This window comes from Streptomyces sp. NPDC058001 (assembly GCF_042886315.1).
In the GTDB taxonomy this organism is placed as follows: Bacteria; Actinomycetota; Actinomycetes; order Streptomycetales; family Streptomycetaceae; genus Streptomyces.
Map to the genome: position 1 here is coordinate 143,887 of NZ_JBHVQT010000019.1, position 16,670 is coordinate 160,556.

Annotated in this window: 12 protein-coding genes and 3 pseudogenes; 6 read left to right on the forward strand and 9 right to left on the reverse strand. The window is 67.2% G+C overall.

Going from position 1 to position 16,670, the window contains the following annotated elements:
* Positions 1 to 434: 434 nt before the first annotated feature.
* The 6 genes and pseudogenes from ACFVT5_RS38320 to ACFVT5_RS38345 form a co-directional block, all read right to left on the reverse strand.
* A pseudogene (locus ACFVT5_RS38320) lies at positions 435 to 650 on the reverse strand (transposase); the annotation flags it as partial.
* Positions 560 to 2,149, reverse strand: a complete 1,590-nt coding sequence (locus ACFVT5_RS38325; protein ID WP_389897994.1) for a class I adenylate-forming enzyme family protein — start codon at positions 2,147 to 2,149, stop codon at positions 560 to 562. The gene ACFVT5_RS38325 and the pseudogene ACFVT5_RS38320, both read right to left, overlap by 91 nt.
* 159 nt (positions 2,150 to 2,308) lie before the next feature.
* The gene (locus tag ACFVT5_RS38330; RefSeq protein WP_389897997.1) at positions 2,309 to 2,857 is read right to left on the reverse strand and encodes a nuclear transport factor 2 family protein; all 549 of its coding nucleotides are present in this window, start codon (positions 2,855 to 2,857) and stop codon (positions 2,309 to 2,311) included.
* Between the two features lie 33 nt (positions 2,858 to 2,890).
* The gene (locus ACFVT5_RS38335) at positions 2,891 to 3,745 is read right to left on the reverse strand and encodes a fumarylacetoacetate hydrolase family protein (protein WP_389898000.1); all 855 of its coding nucleotides are present in this window, start codon (positions 3,743 to 3,745) and stop codon (positions 2,891 to 2,893) included.
* A 10-nt stretch (positions 3,746 to 3,755) separates the two neighbouring features.
* Entirely contained in the window at positions 3,756 to 4,838 is a 1,083-nt protein-coding gene (locus ACFVT5_RS38340) for a zinc-binding alcohol dehydrogenase family protein (RefSeq protein WP_389898003.1), read from the reverse strand.
* A 121-nt stretch (positions 4,839 to 4,959) separates the two neighbouring features.
* Positions 4,960 to 5,228, reverse strand: a pseudogene (locus ACFVT5_RS38345) (transposase); the annotation flags it as partial.
* A 121-nt stretch (positions 5,229 to 5,349) separates the two neighbouring features.
* On the opposite strand from ACFVT5_RS38345, the gene ACFVT5_RS38350 reads away from it, so the two are divergent.
* From ACFVT5_RS38350 to ACFVT5_RS38360, 3 genes and pseudogenes are all read left to right on the forward strand, one after another.
* Positions 5,350 to 6,537 carry a helix-turn-helix domain-containing protein gene (locus ACFVT5_RS38350; RefSeq protein ID WP_389898005.1) on the forward strand — a complete coding sequence of 396 codons (1,188 nt, stop codon included), beginning with the start codon at positions 5,350 to 5,352 and terminating at the stop codon, positions 6,535 to 6,537.
* A gap of 352 nt (positions 6,538 to 6,889) precedes the next feature.
* The gene (locus tag ACFVT5_RS38355) at positions 6,890 to 7,588 is read left to right on the forward strand and encodes a GntR family transcriptional regulator (RefSeq protein ID WP_389898008.1); all 699 of its coding nucleotides are present in this window, start codon (positions 6,890 to 6,892) and stop codon (positions 7,586 to 7,588) included.
* A 303-nt stretch (positions 7,589 to 7,891) separates the two neighbouring features.
* Positions 7,892 to 8,639: pseudogene (locus ACFVT5_RS38360) on the forward strand (glycosyl transferase); the annotation flags it as partial.
* A 921-nt stretch (positions 8,640 to 9,560) separates the two neighbouring features.
* Here ACFVT5_RS38360 and ACFVT5_RS38365 read toward each other — a convergent pair.
* Complete coding sequence (locus tag ACFVT5_RS38365; protein ID WP_389898011.1) at positions 9,561 to 10,424, reverse strand: LysR family transcriptional regulator; 864 nt, start codon at positions 10,422 to 10,424, stop codon at positions 9,561 to 9,563.
* Positions 10,425 to 10,632: 208 nt separating this feature from the next.
* Here ACFVT5_RS38365 and ACFVT5_RS38370 point away from each other — a divergent pair, with 208 nt between their 5' ends.
* Both ACFVT5_RS38370 and tgmA read left to right on the forward strand, forming a co-directional pair.
* Positions 10,633 to 11,505 (forward strand): aldo/keto reductase family oxidoreductase, encoded by an 873-nt coding sequence (locus tag ACFVT5_RS38370; protein ID WP_389898014.1) that lies wholly within the window; start codon positions 10,633 to 10,635, stop codon positions 11,503 to 11,505.
* A 947-nt stretch (positions 11,506 to 12,452) separates the two neighbouring features.
* Positions 12,453 to 12,611 carry a putative ATP-grasp-modified RiPP gene (gene tgmA, locus ACFVT5_RS38375; RefSeq protein ID WP_389898016.1) on the forward strand — a complete coding sequence of 53 codons (159 nt, stop codon included), beginning with the start codon at positions 12,453 to 12,455 and terminating at the stop codon, positions 12,609 to 12,611.
* 219 nt (positions 12,612 to 12,830) lie between these two features.
* Here tgmA and ACFVT5_RS38380 read toward each other — a convergent pair whose 3' ends face one another.
* Positions 12,831 to 13,748, reverse strand: coding sequence for an endo-beta-N-acetylglucosaminidase H (locus ACFVT5_RS38380; RefSeq protein WP_389898018.1), 918 nt, complete (start codon positions 13,746 to 13,748; stop codon positions 12,831 to 12,833).
* 244 nt (positions 13,749 to 13,992) lie between these two features.
* A complete protein-coding gene (locus tag ACFVT5_RS38385; RefSeq protein ID WP_389898021.1) occupies positions 13,993 to 14,319 on the reverse strand; it encodes a reverse transcriptase N-terminal domain-containing protein in 327 nt (108 codons plus the stop codon).
* 919 nt (positions 14,320 to 15,238) lie between these two features.
* On the opposite strand from ACFVT5_RS38385, the gene ACFVT5_RS38390 reads away from it, so the two are divergent.
* Complete coding sequence (locus ACFVT5_RS38390; RefSeq protein ID WP_389898024.1) at positions 15,239 to 16,381, forward strand: SMI1/KNR4 family protein; 1,143 nt, start codon at positions 15,239 to 15,241, stop codon at positions 16,379 to 16,381.
* Positions 16,382 to 16,670: the final 289 nt, after the last annotated feature.

Here is a 16,670-nt window from a genome sequence, read left to right on the forward strand (position 1 = left end):
AGACCCGGCCACGAACTCCCATCGCGTTGAGAATTACCAGGTGAGCGCACCGCCGACCGTGTCCACCGCCGCGGTCGCACCCTCCGCACCCACTGCCCGGGTGAGCTGCTCGAGGACTGGTGCCCCGTCGTCCGGCCTCCACCACCTCGACGAGTCCCCGACAACTGGAACAGACCGCGTCTCGTCGGGTCATCACGAAGCTCTCCCGCCGTCGGGGTGACAGGCCGTTCTGCCACAGCTAGATTTGTTTATAATCACTCGCTAGTAGCATGTCAATGCTACTTTCGAAAATAGCTCCGCGGCGAGCACAGGGGTTTCCAGGGCGGCACGGGGACGGCGGGCGCCACGGTGGCTCCTCAGCCCGGGGTGACCCGGGAGTGTAAGACGTTCGGCTCTGGGCCATAGTCGGTGGTGACGCTGGGTGCACGGCAGGGCAGGAGTATGCGGTGGCGGAGGAGGTCGAATCCTGCGCGTCCGTGCATCTGTCTCATGGTTCTCTTGGTGCGGGTGTTGACGCCTTCGGTGCGGCCGTTGTGGTAGGGCAGGGTGAGGCCGGCGTTTACGGCGGGCCGGTCGATTTCGAGACCGTTGGTGAAGCTGCGCAGGTGAGGCAGGTCGATGGCCCGGGCGGTCGTGATCCACTCGGTGAGTGTGTCTCCTGGCGGAGTTGCCTTTTGACAATCTTTCCGGTGGCGTTCTTTGGCAGATCGTCGACGAAGACAACCGACCTCGGCTTCTTGAACGAAGCGAGGTGCGCTTTGCAGAGCTCGACGAGCTCATCTGCGCCTAGGGTTTGGTCCGCTACGACGAAAGCGACGACGGACTCTCCCCACTCGCTGTCTGGAACTCCGACAACCGCGACTTCACGCACTGCCGGATGGGTGAGCAGGACCTCTTCGACCTCGCGCGGATAGACATTGGAACCGCCCGTGATGATGACGTCCTTCGCACGGTCGGTCAGGTAGAGGTACCCGTCATCCGGGTCGAGATGACCGATATCACCGGTGTGCAGCCAACCGTCCACGAGAGTCTCCGCAGTGGCTTTCGGGTTCTTCCAGTAGCCGTTCATGACCACGGCGCCCCGGACGATGACCTCACCGTCACTTCCATCGGGGACGGGAGAACCGTCCTGCGCGACGATGCGGAGGTCTATTCCACCGAAGGGGCGGCCACAGGAGCCGGGATGAGCGAGGGCGTCCCCAGGGGGCATCACCGTGATGGTCATGGGAGCCTCTCCCTGACCGTACATCTGGGTGATGATTGGTCCGAAAGCGTTCACCGCGGCGCGCAAGTCCTCCTGGTAGAGAGGGGCGCCGCCGACGACGATGCTACGCAGGCCCGACAAATCGTACTTTGCGAACTGAGGGTTGCGCACGATCCTGTTCAACATTGTCGGCGCGAGGAACGCCGCGTGTGTGATCTTGTGCCTCTCGATCTGCCCGAGATAGTCGCCTGGCGAGAAGTTGCCGGAAGGCGAGATCACGTTCGTCGCCCCGCGGCCGATCGCGGGGAGGAGGTAGAGGCCGCTGCCGTGGGTGAGCGGGGCAGCATGCAGGAAAGAACTGCCGGGAGCAACCGGATCTATATCGGCGTGGTAGGCGGCGGTCATCGCAGCCAGGTTGCGGTGACTCAACGTGGCACCTTTGGGCCTGCCGGTGGTGCCGGAGGTGTAGAACAGCCATGCTGGATCCGCGTTGTTGACGGCCGCCATGTCGAGCGGCCGAGCGGCGGGTACGGCTGAATACGCGGTGCTCGCGTTCGTCCCCTCGGCGGCCGTGGCGCGAATAATCCGGACCTGCGGCGGAAGCATGTCCGCCGCGGCAGAAGTCTCCGCCGACACGAGGATCGCCGCGGCGCCGCTTTGCTCCACCACGTAGGCGATCTCGTCGGGGTGGAGGTGCCAGTTCAGCGGGACCGCGACGAATCCGCCCCAGAAACACGCCCAGAGCATCTCGACGAGTTCGGGCCGGTTGGGCAGGAGCAGCGCGACCCGATCACCAGGCCGCAGACCGAGCCGGCGCAATCCGGCCGCCACTCTTGCTACCCGATCGACAAGTTCGGGGTAACTGGTCCTGCGGCCCCCGAAGACAAGGGCGTCGGCGCCGCCGGCGCGGCGGCTGCCGTCGACGAGCAGGTGGGCGACGTTCAAGGCGTTCTCCGTGGTTTCCCTGTGTGATAGCTGAATGGATCGCCGTCAGGCCGGCGAGCCCTCAGGTTCGAGGGCTCGCCCAGAGCAGTCAGCTTGACGAGATAACTGCTAATTTCTCCCTGAAGGCGGAGCGTGGCTGAACGGGTGACGGAGCCGATCTCACCACTGCCCGTGGTGCGGGCCGTCGGGGTAGTCGGTGACGACAGCTCCTTCAGGAATGTCGTCGACATCGCGGGGACCGCGGAACTCCCGGGACATCTCGTATGCGATCTCCCGCGCGATCCGGCCACCGCGCATCTCGAAGCAATGAACGAGGCGCATGCTCACCCGGTCACCGGGCTTGAACCCGAGGTTCGGCATTCCGTCCCCGACCACGGTGAGGTCGCAGATCTGGTCGTCGAAGACGTAGTCCTCGGTGGCGAAGCGGCGAAGCGTCGTGGTCCGGTTGAAATGCAATGTCTCGAAAATCGCTAGGTAGGCTTCTTTCACGGTGGCAGCGTCTTTGTACACCTGACCACGGAACGGTGCTTCCCAAACGATGTCGTCGGTGTAAAGCGCGATCGCTTTGTCGACACTTTCCGGGTTCTCGTTGTGGAAATGCGCCTCGACGACCCGGAGATTGTGCGCAATAAGCTCCTCGCGGCTCAGAGTCGATACATCGACCTCGAGAAGGTTGCCGGTGTCAGCGGGGTGTTCGCTCGTCGTCATGGTCTTTCCTCCTTGCGATGTAGTGTGGGCAGTTCAGCGATCGGCGGTGAAGAACTGACGGATCTCGCCGATGCCTTCGACCCAGCTACGGAGTTCCTCCCCGGGCTGGAGGTAACGCTGCGGTTGACGGGCGAGTCCGACTCCCGCGGGTGTGCCGGTGAAGATCAGATCGCCGGGATAGAGGGTCACGCCATGCGACAGCAATGAGATCAGCTCCGGCACGTCGAAGATCAGGTCACTGGTGCGGCCTCGCTGGACCACGTCGCCGTCGATCGCGCAGCCGAGCTCAAGGTCGTCCGGATCGGACAGCTCGTCCGGCGTGACCAACCACGGGCCGACCGGTGCGAAACCCGCGTACGACTTGCCGAAGCTGAACTGCGGTGCGGGCCCCTGCAGCTGAGAGATTCGTTCCGAGAGGTCCTGTCCGACGGCGAGTCCCGCAACGCTGCCCCAGGCTTCGGCCTTACCGACCCTCTTGGTTTCCCGCCCGATCACGACGACGAGTTCCACTTCCCAGTCCGTGTTCCCGCTGGCTGGAAGCGTGACGGTCGTGTCGGGTCCTGTCAGCGACGACTGGAACTTGGTGAAGACCGGGGGCAGCCGGTCCGGAAGGTCGAACCCGGACTCCGCCGCGTGGTCGCGGTAGTTCAGGCCGATCGCGAAGATCTGCCGAGGTTCCGGGGAGGGGGCTCCCAGGCGCGACCGATGGAGTGTCAGGACGCTGTCCGTGGGGTTCACAGTGGCTGCCCAGTCGACGAAAACGTCCCAGACGCCGTAGACCGACGCGGGGTTGGACCCGAACTTGCCTTTGCTGGCCGATTCGACGTCGATGCCCGTGGTGTCGTTCAGGACGATGGTGGCTCGGCCATCGTGGTTGGCGAAACGCATGGATCTCCGATCATTTGGTGCCGGTGCCGACGGTGTCGGCACCGGTTGGACCGTGGGGAAGCAGAACCGGCCGTCCGCGTACGCCACGCTCGGCCGCGGCGAACGCCTGTGCTACCTCTCCCAGGGAGTAGGTGGCGTAGACAGGCGTTGGCCGAAGACTGCCGTCCCCGAAACCGGGGGCGAGTTCGCGCAGCCGGGCGGCTGCCGACGCCGGAGTCAGTCGGCCGGTGTGCAGGCCGAGCAGGTGCAGTTCCTTGCGGTAGAAATCCAGCAGATCGATGGCGGCGACTGAGTCCTGCGGCGGGCTGCTGAGCACGCAGATCTTGCCGCGCGCGCCCATGGCGCGGGTGATGTCCGCCGTCAGGGGGCCACCCACGACGTCGACGGCGGATGTGGCGCCTGTCGGTCCTGCCGCGTCCACAAGACGATCTCCCAGTGACAGATCAGCGTCGATCACCCTGGCGATTCCGGCGGCAACTGCCAGGCTGAGTTCGTCGGCCCCTTTGACGACGCCGATCACGCGTCGTGCGCCGCGCCAGCGGGCCACATCAGCGGCGGCCGCTCCGACTCCTCCCACGGCACCGGTCACGATCACCGTCGACTCGCGTCCGACCGGACCAGCCAGCCGTAGCGCGGCAGCGGCAGTGAGGTAGGACAGCGCGGAGGCTGCGGCCTCGGCGAAAGACAGCCCTGCCGGCATCGGGGTCACCGCTGTTCTCGACGACGCGAGGTACTGGGCGTAGGCGCCGTCGCAGGACAGGCCGATCTCGCCACCCGCTCCCCAGACGGAACGGCCCAGGAGCTCGCGCGTGCCCGCGACTACAACGCCGGCGAAGGCTCGCCCGAGAACGCGAGGGAACGGCCCCGGCAGGATTCCGCGGCAGGCGAGTGCGTCACTTCGATTCACCGCGGCGGCACGAACTTCGATCAGTACTTGGTCCGGACCGTCGATGCTCGGTACCGGGATGTCCTCGACCTGGAGCAACGCCGGCTCCATCGAGGAAACCGCTCTGACTCCGAGCATCACACCGGCGGGCGTCCCGGCCGAGGGAGCCTGGTCCGCACCGGAGGCACGGGCGGCCTGCCGTCCCATCGTCAACTGCTTCTCCCGTCGTTGGGAGAGCGGCGGCTCCGCTCTACTGATATGTTCATACGCTCCCCATGCGAGCATGTCAATGTAATTTTCGAAAGTTAGCGCGGCCTGCCACTGCCGGGGTGAGCCGGGTCGCGCTCGCGGGCGACAGACCGGCCGCCGAGCCCAGGAACTGCTCCAGCGTCGGTACGAAGTCGCCGGAGGACAGGCCGTGCAGGTAGAACAGCGGCAGCACCTAGCTGATCTTGGGGGACTTGCGGCACCAGGGCGGCAGGATCGTCGAGGAGAACCGTTCACCCGCGACGCCTTCACCTCGACCGCCCCGGCCGCCGTGGTGACCGTGCGCGGCTGGTGGTAGCCGTTGCGCACGACCAGGCGGTGGCCCTTCTGGTGCTGGATTCCTCTTTCCGTGGGTATATGCCCTGATGGCGGGGTGGTTCGGGTGCTCGGGGGCGGGTGCTGGTCGGTGGTGTTACGGGCACGGCCAAGCCGTGATGAGGATGAGCAGGCAGTGGTGCGTCGGCTGTCGCGGGCCCGCAAGGCGCCGCGGGATGCGGTGATGCGGGCACGGATGGTCGAGCTGAGCTGGGCAGGGCTGCGGGTGCCGGCGATCGCGCAGGAGCTGGGCTGCGGCCAGAAGACGGTGCGGCGTTGGCTGCACCGCTTCAACCGCTTCGGGCTGGAGGGGCTGGAAGATCTGGGCGGGCAGGGCCGCAAGCGGCGGATCACCGAAGCCGAGCGATCCCGGATCATCGCCCTGGTCAAACAGGTGCCGCCAGGCAGGCTGGAGGTGCAGCCCGGCCGGGATCTGTGGGCGGCCGACGAGTCAGGGCCGGCCGAGTGGACACCGGACTCCCTGGCTGCCCGGGCGCGGCAGCTGGGCATCGAGGTCGGTCGCTCCCAGGTCCGCAGGGATCCTGATCGCCGCGGGCGTGCGCCGGCGCCGCACTCGCTCCTGGACCCGCTCGAAGGACCCCGACTTCACGGGAAAAGGACGCGGATCATCGGCCTTTACACCCAGCCGCCCGACGGCGCGACGGTCATCTGCGCCGACGAGCTGGGGCCGGTGATCCCGCGCACTTTCGCGCCCGCGCCAGGCTGGTCACCGGACGGGCATCGGATCAAGTCCGAGATCGACTACAGCCGCGGGCCCGAGAAGACCCGGGTCTACGGGGCCTTGCGTGTCCGGGACTGCCGGCAGATCACCATGGCCACATCCTCCCGCAACAGCGTCTCCTACCAGCAGTTCCTGCAACTGGTCGAGGACGCCAACCCGACCGGCGAGATCTGGATCGCCACCGACAACCCTTTCCTCCCACAACAGCCCGTCCACCCGGACCTGGCTGGAAGACCACCCCCGGATCCACCACACGCTCATCCCGGTCGGCGCGTGCCGGCTGAACCTGCAGGAAGGTCGGTGGCGGATCTTCCCCAAGACCGCCCTGGCCGGACGGTCCTTGGCCAACCCCGACGACATCACGCAGGCCACCGCCCTGGCCACCCGCCAACTCAACGCCCGAGCCACACCCCGGATCCGGGGTCGACCAGCCCCGTCCACCCGCCAACTACGACGCCGATATCCGTACATCCAATGAGGAATCCAGCACTAGCGCCCCACATGCTGGAACGCAAGTCCGGACGGATCATCGCCATCGCCTCCGGTGCCGCTCGCCACGGCGTGCAGGGCATGGCGGATTAGGAAAGCCGCGATTGGGGTGCACCCGACCGACGCCGACGTGGACCGCAAGGTCATGTCGCTGGGGTTGCACCACATGCCTGTCGCGGCCTACCACCAGAGGACATCGCACAAGCTGCGGTGTTCCTGGCCTCAGGCAAGGCTCGCTATGTCTTCGGCGGCAGCCTGGACCTAGGTGCCGGTTACGCGGCCAACCACACGTGATGGCCCGCCGAAGGGCGCGCCGAGTCCTCGGCAGACAGGCGAGCCTGAGTACAGCGAGGGAAACGTGCTTACATGTCCCCATTTAGTCGATATGCACTAAGGTTTCGAAAGTCGCCGCAGCTTGCCCATAAGCCAGGTAAAATCATGGACCATGGCGAAAGAAGGTCGATCGGCGACACGCGCGGCCGCTGTGCATCAGAGGCTGAGGGACGACATCCTAGGGGGACGGTTCCGCCCTGGTGAACGTCTGAAGTTCCATCAGATTTGTGAGGATTACAAAACTTCGGTAGGTGCCGCGCGCGAGGCACTGACCCGACTGACATCAGAGGGACTCGTCCGCTCGCAGCCCAATTTTGGCTACATGGTGACACCGCTGTCCCTCGAAGATCTTGAGGATCTCACGGCTGCACGCGTGGAGCTGGAGTGCATGGCTCTGCGCATGTCGATCGAGAAGGGCGACCGGCAGTGGGAGGCCAACGCGGTCGCCGCACATCACCTGCTTGCCCGGACACCCTTCACCTCATCTGAACAGCCCAGCCGCCCAACGGACGAGTGGGCGCGAGTTCACACCGAGTTCCATTTCGCCCTGATCGCAGGGTGCCCGAACCGACGCATCTTGCAGGTGGCCCGGAGTCTTCGCGAGGAGGCGGGCCTTTACCAGCTGTGGTCGGTTTCACTCCAGCGGAAACCGGACCGCGACGGTGCAACCGAACACCGGGCACTCCTTGAGGCGTGCGTCGACCGGGATGCCGAGCGCGCCGCACTCCTGCTCCGCGAGCACCTCCAGCACACGGCACGACTGCTGCAAGCAGACGGCCTTCACGAGCTGCACGCCCCATCCGAGGAATGACAGGTCGAGGACGGGGACTCATTCAGCGCCTCCGATGTCCGTCGCCATGCCGCGGAGGCGTGCGTTGCGGAGTTCGAGGGCTTCCTGTGGCGGGACTGTAAGTGGCCGGTTCGTAAGGCGATGTCCGTTTCTGGCTGAGGTGGGGGCAAGGACGCTGGTGGAGTTCTGTCGGCTATTGCTTCCTGGCGAAGTTGCCGGTGTCGGCCTCGGTGAGGATTCCGAGTCTGACCAGGCGTTTCAGCTTGGCGCGGGTGCCTTCGACGTTCTTCGGCAGCAGTTCGTGGCCGAGGGCTTCACAGACGTCCTTGGCCCGCGGACGACCCGGAGGCGTGGGGCGAGACCCGGCTCGACCTCTCCGAGCTGTTCCTGCGAGACGCGGTGCAGGCGCTCCCGCAGCTCGCCGCGCTGTACCGGGAGGACGTCCCCGACCTGGTGCTCAGCGACATCTCCGGCTGGGCAGCACAGGCCCTCGCGCACCGTTGGGGCGTGCCCTACGTGTAGGTCTCCCCCAATCTGGTGCCCTGGGAGGGTACGAGGAGGACATCGGCGCGCAACTGGCGCGGGAGCTGAAGTCCTCCGCGCGCGGCCGCGCCTACTACGCGCGCTGGCACTCCTGGCTCGCCGCGAACGGCCTCGCGGGCAGCGACCCGGACACCTTCATGGGCCGCCCCCCGTTGCTCGTCCTCATTCCCCCGGCCCTCCAGCCGTACGCCGACCGGGTGGATACCCGCCGGTACAGCTTCGTTGGCGCCTGCCAGGGCGTCTGGCGGCGCCCGGCCGCGGCCGGGGGCAAGCGGGTCGCGCTGGTCTCGCTCGGCTCCAACTTCACCAAGCAGCCCGGCTTCTACCGCGCCTGCGCGCTCGCCTTCGGTGCGCTGCCCGGCGTGTCACCCACGCCGCGGCTGGCGGCGCCCAAGAGGGCCTGGCCACCGGCACCCCGATGCTCTGCGTGCCGCAGGCCGCCGACCAGTTCGGCAACGCCAACAGGCTGGTCCTGCTCGGTGTTGCCGAGCGCATCGACACCGCCGACGCCACCGCTGAGGCGCTGCGTGCGAACTGGATGAGGTACTGCTCGGGCCTCTCGGCGACCCCCTCGTCTTCGACGATGCGGGTCACGTCCTCACCGCCCGTGCAGTAGACCCGCACATGCCAGTCCGCGCCGGGGCCGCCCAGTTCGATCTCGTCGGGAATCGGGCCGGATGCCAAACGGCCCAAACCCGCAAAACCCCCGTCCCCGAGTGGATGACGGTGTCGGCCCGCAGATCCCACACGCGGCTCGCGTCGGCGGGCGGCTCGCAGTCCCAGATCTGGGCCGTCATCACGGCCGGGTGTGACCGGCACTCTCGATATCAACCCGGCCGGGGTGAGCAGTGACGAACACCCCCTCGTCCATGACACGACCCTCTGGATACGCGAGCTGGGTGGACTCAGCGTCCTGCAGACACATGCCGTGGAAGTCCACCTCGGGCTCCAACTCTTGCTCTCTCAGCATTTCCGGCTCGCACACAGGGGCACTCCTCACTCCTCAACGGCCAGAGGACCCATCCCATCCCCCCAAGCCCAGCGTCACGGCACGCAGCACGCACAACATGCCGTGCGTGCCGAGCTCGGCCGGTATTCCTGCCAGCTCCCCGACCTGCCCGGCGGTCTGCGCCCGCTGCGCGACAGGGACGCCACCGACGACGAGTGACGCGGCACTGCCGTACGGCATCATCGGCTCGTCGTGGTCGTGACCATCTTGTTCACGGTGTACGTGCTGGTCAGCAGCCCAGAAGAGTCCGGGGGCATGTCTCGCAGGCCGGGGCCGTGACGCCGCGCCGACCCGCCCGTCCCGTGACCAGCGCGGCACGCCTTCTGCCGGCATGAAGGTCGGCAGCGCACGCGCCCATGGGCGGGCGGCAGTGAAGTGTGGGGTCCGACGGTCAGGCGGCGGGTCATCAGGGTGACGGCGCGGTGGGAAGGCACGAGAGGGTCATAGCCGTGTGGCTGTGCGGACCAGCCCCGCGAGGGCGAGAGAGCGGCTGTGCGCGGGCCAGGCGATGTGAGTGACGACGGGGGGTGCGTCGGTCAGGGGGACGGCGGTGTGCTCGGCCCACAGCCAGGCGCGGGCGGAGTCGGGGAAGACGGCCACGGTGCGTCCGAGGGCGATCAGCTGGGCCAGCTGCGTCTGATCGTGGATCTCGGGGCCCGGACCGGGTGGGTAGGTGCCGTCACGGGACCAACGGGCGAGCGGAAGATCGGGGATGTCGCTGACGTCGGCCAGGGACAGAGTCTTGTGCGCGGCGAGGGGGTGCCCGGCGGGCAGGATGGCGATCTGCCCCTCGGTCACCAGTTCCTCGCTGTCGAACCCAGCGAGGGAGTTGAACGGCTTGTGCATGAGCGCCACGTCAGCCCGGCCATCGCGCAGCATCTCTTCCTGCTCGCATGTACCGCTCGGCAGCACGTCGATCTCGGCGGCGTCCGGCTCGGCCGCGTAGGCGTCGAGGAGCTTGTGCAGCAACTCGTGGGACGCGGCGGCCTTCACCGCCAGCACCAGGCGGTTGCGGGGGCCTCTCGGGTCGTCAGCGCCACCGGCGCGGCGGGCGCGGCGGGCGGCGGCGGTGATCGCATCGAGGGCCGCGCGGCCCTCGTACAACAGCATCTCCCCGGCGCCAGTCAGGGCGACTCCGCGACGGTTGCGTGTCAGCAGGGAGACACCGAGGCGCCGCTCGAGCCGCTGGATCGCCCGGGACAGCGGTGGCTGTGCCATGCCGAGGCGCTCGGCGGCACGGCCGAAGTGCAGTTCCTCGGCCACGGCCAGGAAGTACCTCAGCTCGCGGGTCTCCAAGATGTCCATGGCGACAGCATACCCCCGGTGATACCTTCCGGGTATCACCGGCGCCGTGTGGGTATTGGATGCGCCGCTGGTCGGCGAGCGAACATCAACGGCACGGGCGAAGCGAGATCCGCGCCGGTAGTCGGCGCGGACGAGGTGCCGTCGACGAGCGGCGGACCACGTGACACGCAGCCCATGAAGCATCCGGCTCAGCAGGAAAGACACAGCCATGAACACACTCTCTGCGTCACTCCCCGGCGGCACCTGGCCCCTGGGCGATCTGACCGTCACCCGCTTCGGCTACGGCGCCATGCAGCTCGCCGGCCCTGGGGTCATGGGCCCGCCTGCCGACCGCGTCGGCGCACTCACCATCCTGCGTGAGGCCGCCGACCTCGGGATCACCCACATCGACACCTCCGGCGCCTATGGGCCGCGCGTCACCAATCAGCTGATCCGTGAAGCACTGCACCCCTACCCCGAATCGCTGCACATCGTGACCAAGGTCGGCGCGGTCCGCGATGAGCAGGGCGGCTGGCCACCCGCCCGGCAGCCCGAGGACCTGCGCCGCGCTGTCCACGAGAACCTTGAGGACCTCGGCCTCGATGTGCTTGATGTGGTCAACCTCCGGCTCGGCGACGCTCAGGGCCCTCGGCCCGGCTCGCTCGCCGAGCCCTTCGAGGCTCTTGTCGAACTCCAGCAGCAAGACCTGATCCGGCATCTGGGAGTGAGCAACGCGACGGCGGAACAGGTCGCCGAGGCGCAGGCGATCGCGCCGATCGTGTGTGTGCAGAACATGTACAACCTCGCCCACCGCCAGGACGACGAGCTGATTGACGAACTCGCCGACAAGGGCATCGCCTACGTGCCCTTCTTCCCGCTCGGCGGCTTCACCCCGCTGCAGTCCACGGCGCTTTCTGCCGTGGCCACCCGGCTGGACGCGACGCCGATGTCGGTCGCCCTGGCCTGGCTGCTGCACCGGTCGCCGAACATCCTGCTCATTCCCGGCACCTCGTCAGTGGTACACCTGCGCGAGAACGCCGCCGGTACGGGGCTCTCGCTCTCCGACGAGGAACTCGCCGAGTTGGACAAGATCGGCCGCTAGGGCCTGCTGGGTGAGATCACCCGGTGAGGCAGAGCTGCGGATCCAGAGCAGGGAGCCGCAGAACTTCATGCCAGCCGGGACGGCGGTGACCGAGGCTGCGGCGCACTGGCCCGGGTGTGAAACGAAGGACAGGAGGCGGCAGCACCGGTCGTCGCAGAGGTGACCCCTTTCCGCTGAGGCTGTCGCGCGAGCCGGGCCGAGAGGTTCGGCATCCGCCACCGCCCGGCCCTTTTCGCGCGTGCCTTCTCCTCCTCGACCGCCTTCTCCAGCGTGGTGAGGACACCGGCGTCCACGAGCATGTCGACGGCGTCGTGGCGGGCCCGGGTGTCCACGTACTCGTTTGAGTGCACCACCGCGTACGAATTGCTCCGGAAAGTTCTCCCGCAGGTTTGAAGCTCTGCGGGCTGCGGCTCTCGGCCCCAACGAGACGTCGCGCATCCTGAAGGAAGCACGGAAGTTCCAGGAAGAACGGAAGTCGTAGCCATTAACACACCAGCGAACGAGTCTATTGACCTGGTGCCCGAGAGCGCCTGGGTCAATTCGTCCTACAGCAGCGGTCCAGAAGGCAACTGTGTCGAGGTCGCCGTCGCTGACTTGGATGTTGAAATCTGGTCCTCCTCAGGGGATTTGAGGAGGACCACGCCACGTCTTTGTTCGCCAAGCGGCAACAGGCCGCGGGCTGGGCGGATGGACAACCAGGCCGTCGTGTTGGGGCAGTCACCAGCAGCCAACGGGCGCGTGGCCTCTGTTCGCTGTCACGGTCAGGTCATCGCTGCCGTGTCCACCACGGGTGTCGGTGTAGGCCAGGGTGCAGAGCGTCCCTGGAAATGAGTTCCCGGTCAACACCGCTTCGCCACAGCCGGTTGACGGACCGAATGCCCTCTACCGAAGGATCTCGGTAAGGCGACACACTGTGCGCCGGAGTTCAGAGGTGACGGGAGGCTGACATGAGCGAGACAGCAGTGTCGTGGGGTGTCACCCGGATGAGGCCCTACCCCGAAGCAGTCGTCCTTCCAGCGGCGAGGGTCGTCCTCGACCCGGCGACGCTGACAGGTCGTTGGGTCGGCCCGGACGGTCGGGACGTTGTGACGAAGATTGCTAGTTGACGTCGGGCGACGTTCGTGACCTGCACTGATGCCAACCAGCTCCGCGGCCGGAAGCACAGAATCAGGGAGATAGTTGGCACTTTGGTACAGCGCGGGTCACAGTACCTGTGGCGACGGCGCCTCCGACATCGTTGTCGAAAGCGCGGCCTGCCCGAGGCGCGGCCCTACGGGATATAGCACGCCCCGAGGGGGTACCGGACGCCGGAGAGTGTGGTCGGCCTACGGCGTGTAGTGGGCATCACTGCCGTACAGCTCCCTGGTGAACGCGGAGACATCGGCGCTGCGATCGGCGCCGTCGAGGTTGTACGTCAGATAGACGCCGTACCCCTCACTGACCGTGCGGCGGGCGAGGTTGGCGGCCGTGCTTTGTGAGGTTCCGCCGATCTCGACGGCCGCCGGCGACAGCTTCGACTTGGGCAGTGCGATGCCGGGGACCTGCCAGGTGCCGTAGTACGGGTTCCAGGCGTAGTCGAACTTGGACGAGACGTCGACGCCGCCGTAGGACAGGCGCGACGCGGCCGGACCGATGTTGTAGAGGCTGATGATCTTGTCCGGCATGTTGGCACGCAGTGCCGACACCAGGTACACGAACGAGCTGGCGTTGGGCTGGCCGGTGCCGTTGTTGCCGTAATCGGCGTACTCGTCGTCGAAGTCGATGCCGTCGAGGCCGTATTTGGCCACGGTGTTCGACAGTTGTTTCGCGAACGTCGAAGCCGCCTGCTGGGACGGGAAGTTGGCGAAGCCCGCGCCCTGGTGGTTGCCGAGCACCGAGAGGACGACCTTGATGCCCTTCTGCTGCAACGGCCGTATCTGCGTGGCGGCGTTGTCGAGGACGCGTTGCACGTTCTCGTTGAAGTACAGGGTCGCCGCCTTCGTGCCCGTGTTGTAGTTGATGTTCGCCGCGAAGATCACTGCGACGTCGAAGACGTTGCCGCCGCCGTTGGCGAGGGTGTACTTGCCGACGTTCAGCATGCTGTTGTTGTTCACCTCGACGTACGCCACCGAGGTTGGTCCCTGTTTCGCGGGAGCGGGGGCCGCCGCCGCGCCGGTCGTGGCGGTCGCGCCTAAGGCGAGGGCTGTAATGGCCGAGAGCGCGAGCACGGCCGTCCGTATTCTGCTCCGCACCGGAGTGAACATCGTTGATCGGTCTCCCATCTCATGGAGCGGCGCCCGACCTGTTCGCGAGCGCCGAGAAAGCCCCCCGGATCTTTCCGTTCCCGTGACCGAACCCCCAGACCATGCGGGAACTCTTCACGACTCCCACGCACGCACGTCGCACCGTAACCCTGGGTCCCGGCAAGGGAGTTAATAGAACGCTGCGCTGCCGCGCCGGCCCAGGCCGGCGACCAACAGAAACCCACGGAGATCGGCATCGACGCGATCACCGCCGGCGCGGACGAACAGGCATGCACGCCGCGGATCCGCAGCACTGGAGCAAACGGTCAGCCGCTCCTCTCCAGCAGACCTCAGGTTCCGCACCTCGCGGATCGAACGTCTGACCGGTGTCAACCATCCCTCTTTTGTGCCAACCAAGAATCCTCGTCACATTCTTCCAGTCCTCTTCCTGCGTTGCCTTGAAGATCCTCTGCCTCAGCCGCCGTACGTTTTCCTCGCAGGTGGCCCAGTCGATGCCGTGCCCGTCGAGTAATTCGTCCTCGGGTCCGTTCACCACGGGCGAGGACGTCACGACAGGTGCCGTGATCTTCATGTTCGCCTCCGGTGTCTAACTTGTCCCTCGGTTCCGGCTTCCTTGCAATAGTGACTTCAAAGGCTCACCTGATCCACGTGGGCGCCCTTTCGGGCCGGGCCACCGAGGCCCGTATCCGGCGAGTCATGCGAGAGCGGGTGAAGGTCCCAACTCCCGGTTTCCTCCGGCCTTTCGGCCCGCCGGCCTTCGCTTCTTGGATCTTCCTTCTCCCACCGGGGACTTCAGCCTTCCTTGCGGTCGGCCTACCAAGCCATTGGCTTGGACCCCGTCGGGGTTTCCACGTTCCGCACCAGTAAGACGCGGCTGGGGTGGGCGCCCCCTCTACCCCGGGACCAGTGGTGTCCTCCCTCCGGGCTCAGTTGCCCGAAGGTCGCTTGGTGCCAGCACCGGGTCCTGTGACCGCCGCCAACACGCCATCGACGCGGTCTCAAAGTCACGGGGCATCATCAAGAGTTCACTTGCGTTCGCCCGTCCAGCCTTCCCCTCGCCTGTTGCCCCCCGATGACCGAGGTGCTCTTGGGCTTGACCGCTCCGCTTCACACCCCGCCGTTGCCAGCGACGCGTGGGAGCGCGCGGACGGGCCTAGGACAGTGGCCCGGAGTTCAGCCGATCGATACCTCCTTCACGTGGCTGTCCTTACTTACCTGGAGCGACTTTCGTGTCGCACACTGAGCGCTTGAGTCGGCGAGTGAGCGCGTGAGTCGGCGACTGGAGCGGGCGGCGTCGACGGCTCGGGTGAGCTGGGCGCCTGCCTGCGCGCCGGCCCGACCCGTCCGGCGCACCTGCCGCTGTCCGATTTCCGCCCGGCCCGCGGAGAGGGAAGAATCACCGGGCACATCGCGCACGCTCGGAAGGACGTCAATTGACCTCGGACATAAGCACGTTCACTGCCCCCTCCGCGGAACGCCCGTCCTCTCCTGTGCCCGTCGACTGGGGGGCTGTCGAAGACTGGCTCGGGCTGCGGCTGCCGGCCGACTACAAGCAGCTGGCCGACCGGTACGGGCCGCTGGACTTCGGTGAGTACCTGTGGATCCATGTGCCGTGCGTCCAGCGGAACCGCTTCGACTACGGTGAGTGGCTGCGCGCGACGCACCGGGAGGCGGGGATCGCGGCGCGGGAGCTGCCGGGGGCCGAGCGGCCCGTGCTCCACCCCGAGCCCGGCGGTCTGCTGGCCTGGGGCTGCACCCGGGGTAGCGACGTGCTGTTCTGGGACACCTCGGCCTCCGACGACCCCGACGCGTGGACCGTGGTGGTGCGGCACTCGGGTGCGGTACCGGGCAGCGGCCTGCTCCCCTGGCACCGGTACGGCCTCACGCTCACCGGCTATCTGCGGCACACCGTCCGCGACACCTGGGAACTCCCCTCTCCTCCCGGCCCGCTACTGGGCCCGCTGCCCGGCACCGTCGCGCGGACCGCCTTCCTTCCCGACGCCGGGCCGTGGACCCCTCCGACGCCGGTCCCGCCCCGGCTCACCGAGGCCGAGCGTCGTGTCGCGCTCAAGACCGGCACCGGGCTGGAGGCGCTGCGGCTGCTGTCGCCCCCGCCCCAGCAGCCGTACCTCGGTGACGGCTCCTGGGAGCGGCTGTTCGCCGAGCTGGGCACACGGCTGCCCGCGGAGTACGTGCAGCTGATGAACGAGTACGGCGCCGGCATCTGGAGCGGGTGGCTGCGTTTCCACACCCCGCTGCGGACCGGCGAGCGGCGTTTCCTCACGCACATCGAGGACACCGCGGACGCCTACCGGCAGCTCAAGGACGGCCACGCGCAGTGGTACCCGCTGGCCACCTGGCCCGAACACGGCGGCTTCCTCCCGTTCGCCAACTCCATCGACGGTGACTACCTCGGCTGGCTCACCAAGGGTGGGGATCCCGACACCTGGCCACTGATCGTCTGGCCCCGCCACGCGCACCAGGGCCCCATCCTGGAGGACGGCCTGATCGACACCCTCCTCGACTGGCAGCGCGGCACGCTGGTGACGCACGGGCTCGCCACGCTGGACGAGGACGACGACCCCGTTGAGTTCGCGGACTTCCGGTCCTGGGACGACAGCGCATACTGGTGACCCTCCGGCCGGCGACCCTCCGGCTGCCCCCTCCCCCCGGCCGGCGCGCTCGGTGTCGCGTTCGCGCGGGCGTCGTACGTGAGCGGGACCATTCGAAACCAACACGAACAGCGGTACTGCCGAGGCTGCTCAACTCGCCAAGCCGGATGCCCAGTCACAGCGTGTGAGCGCCAACGACGGCGGGCCCCCGACACCTTGGGTTCTAATGGTCCTCGCAACACCCGCGATCTGTGGGAGTTGCGAGGACCGTGGCCGTTGGACACGATGATCTTTCGGGGTTGAGGGAGCG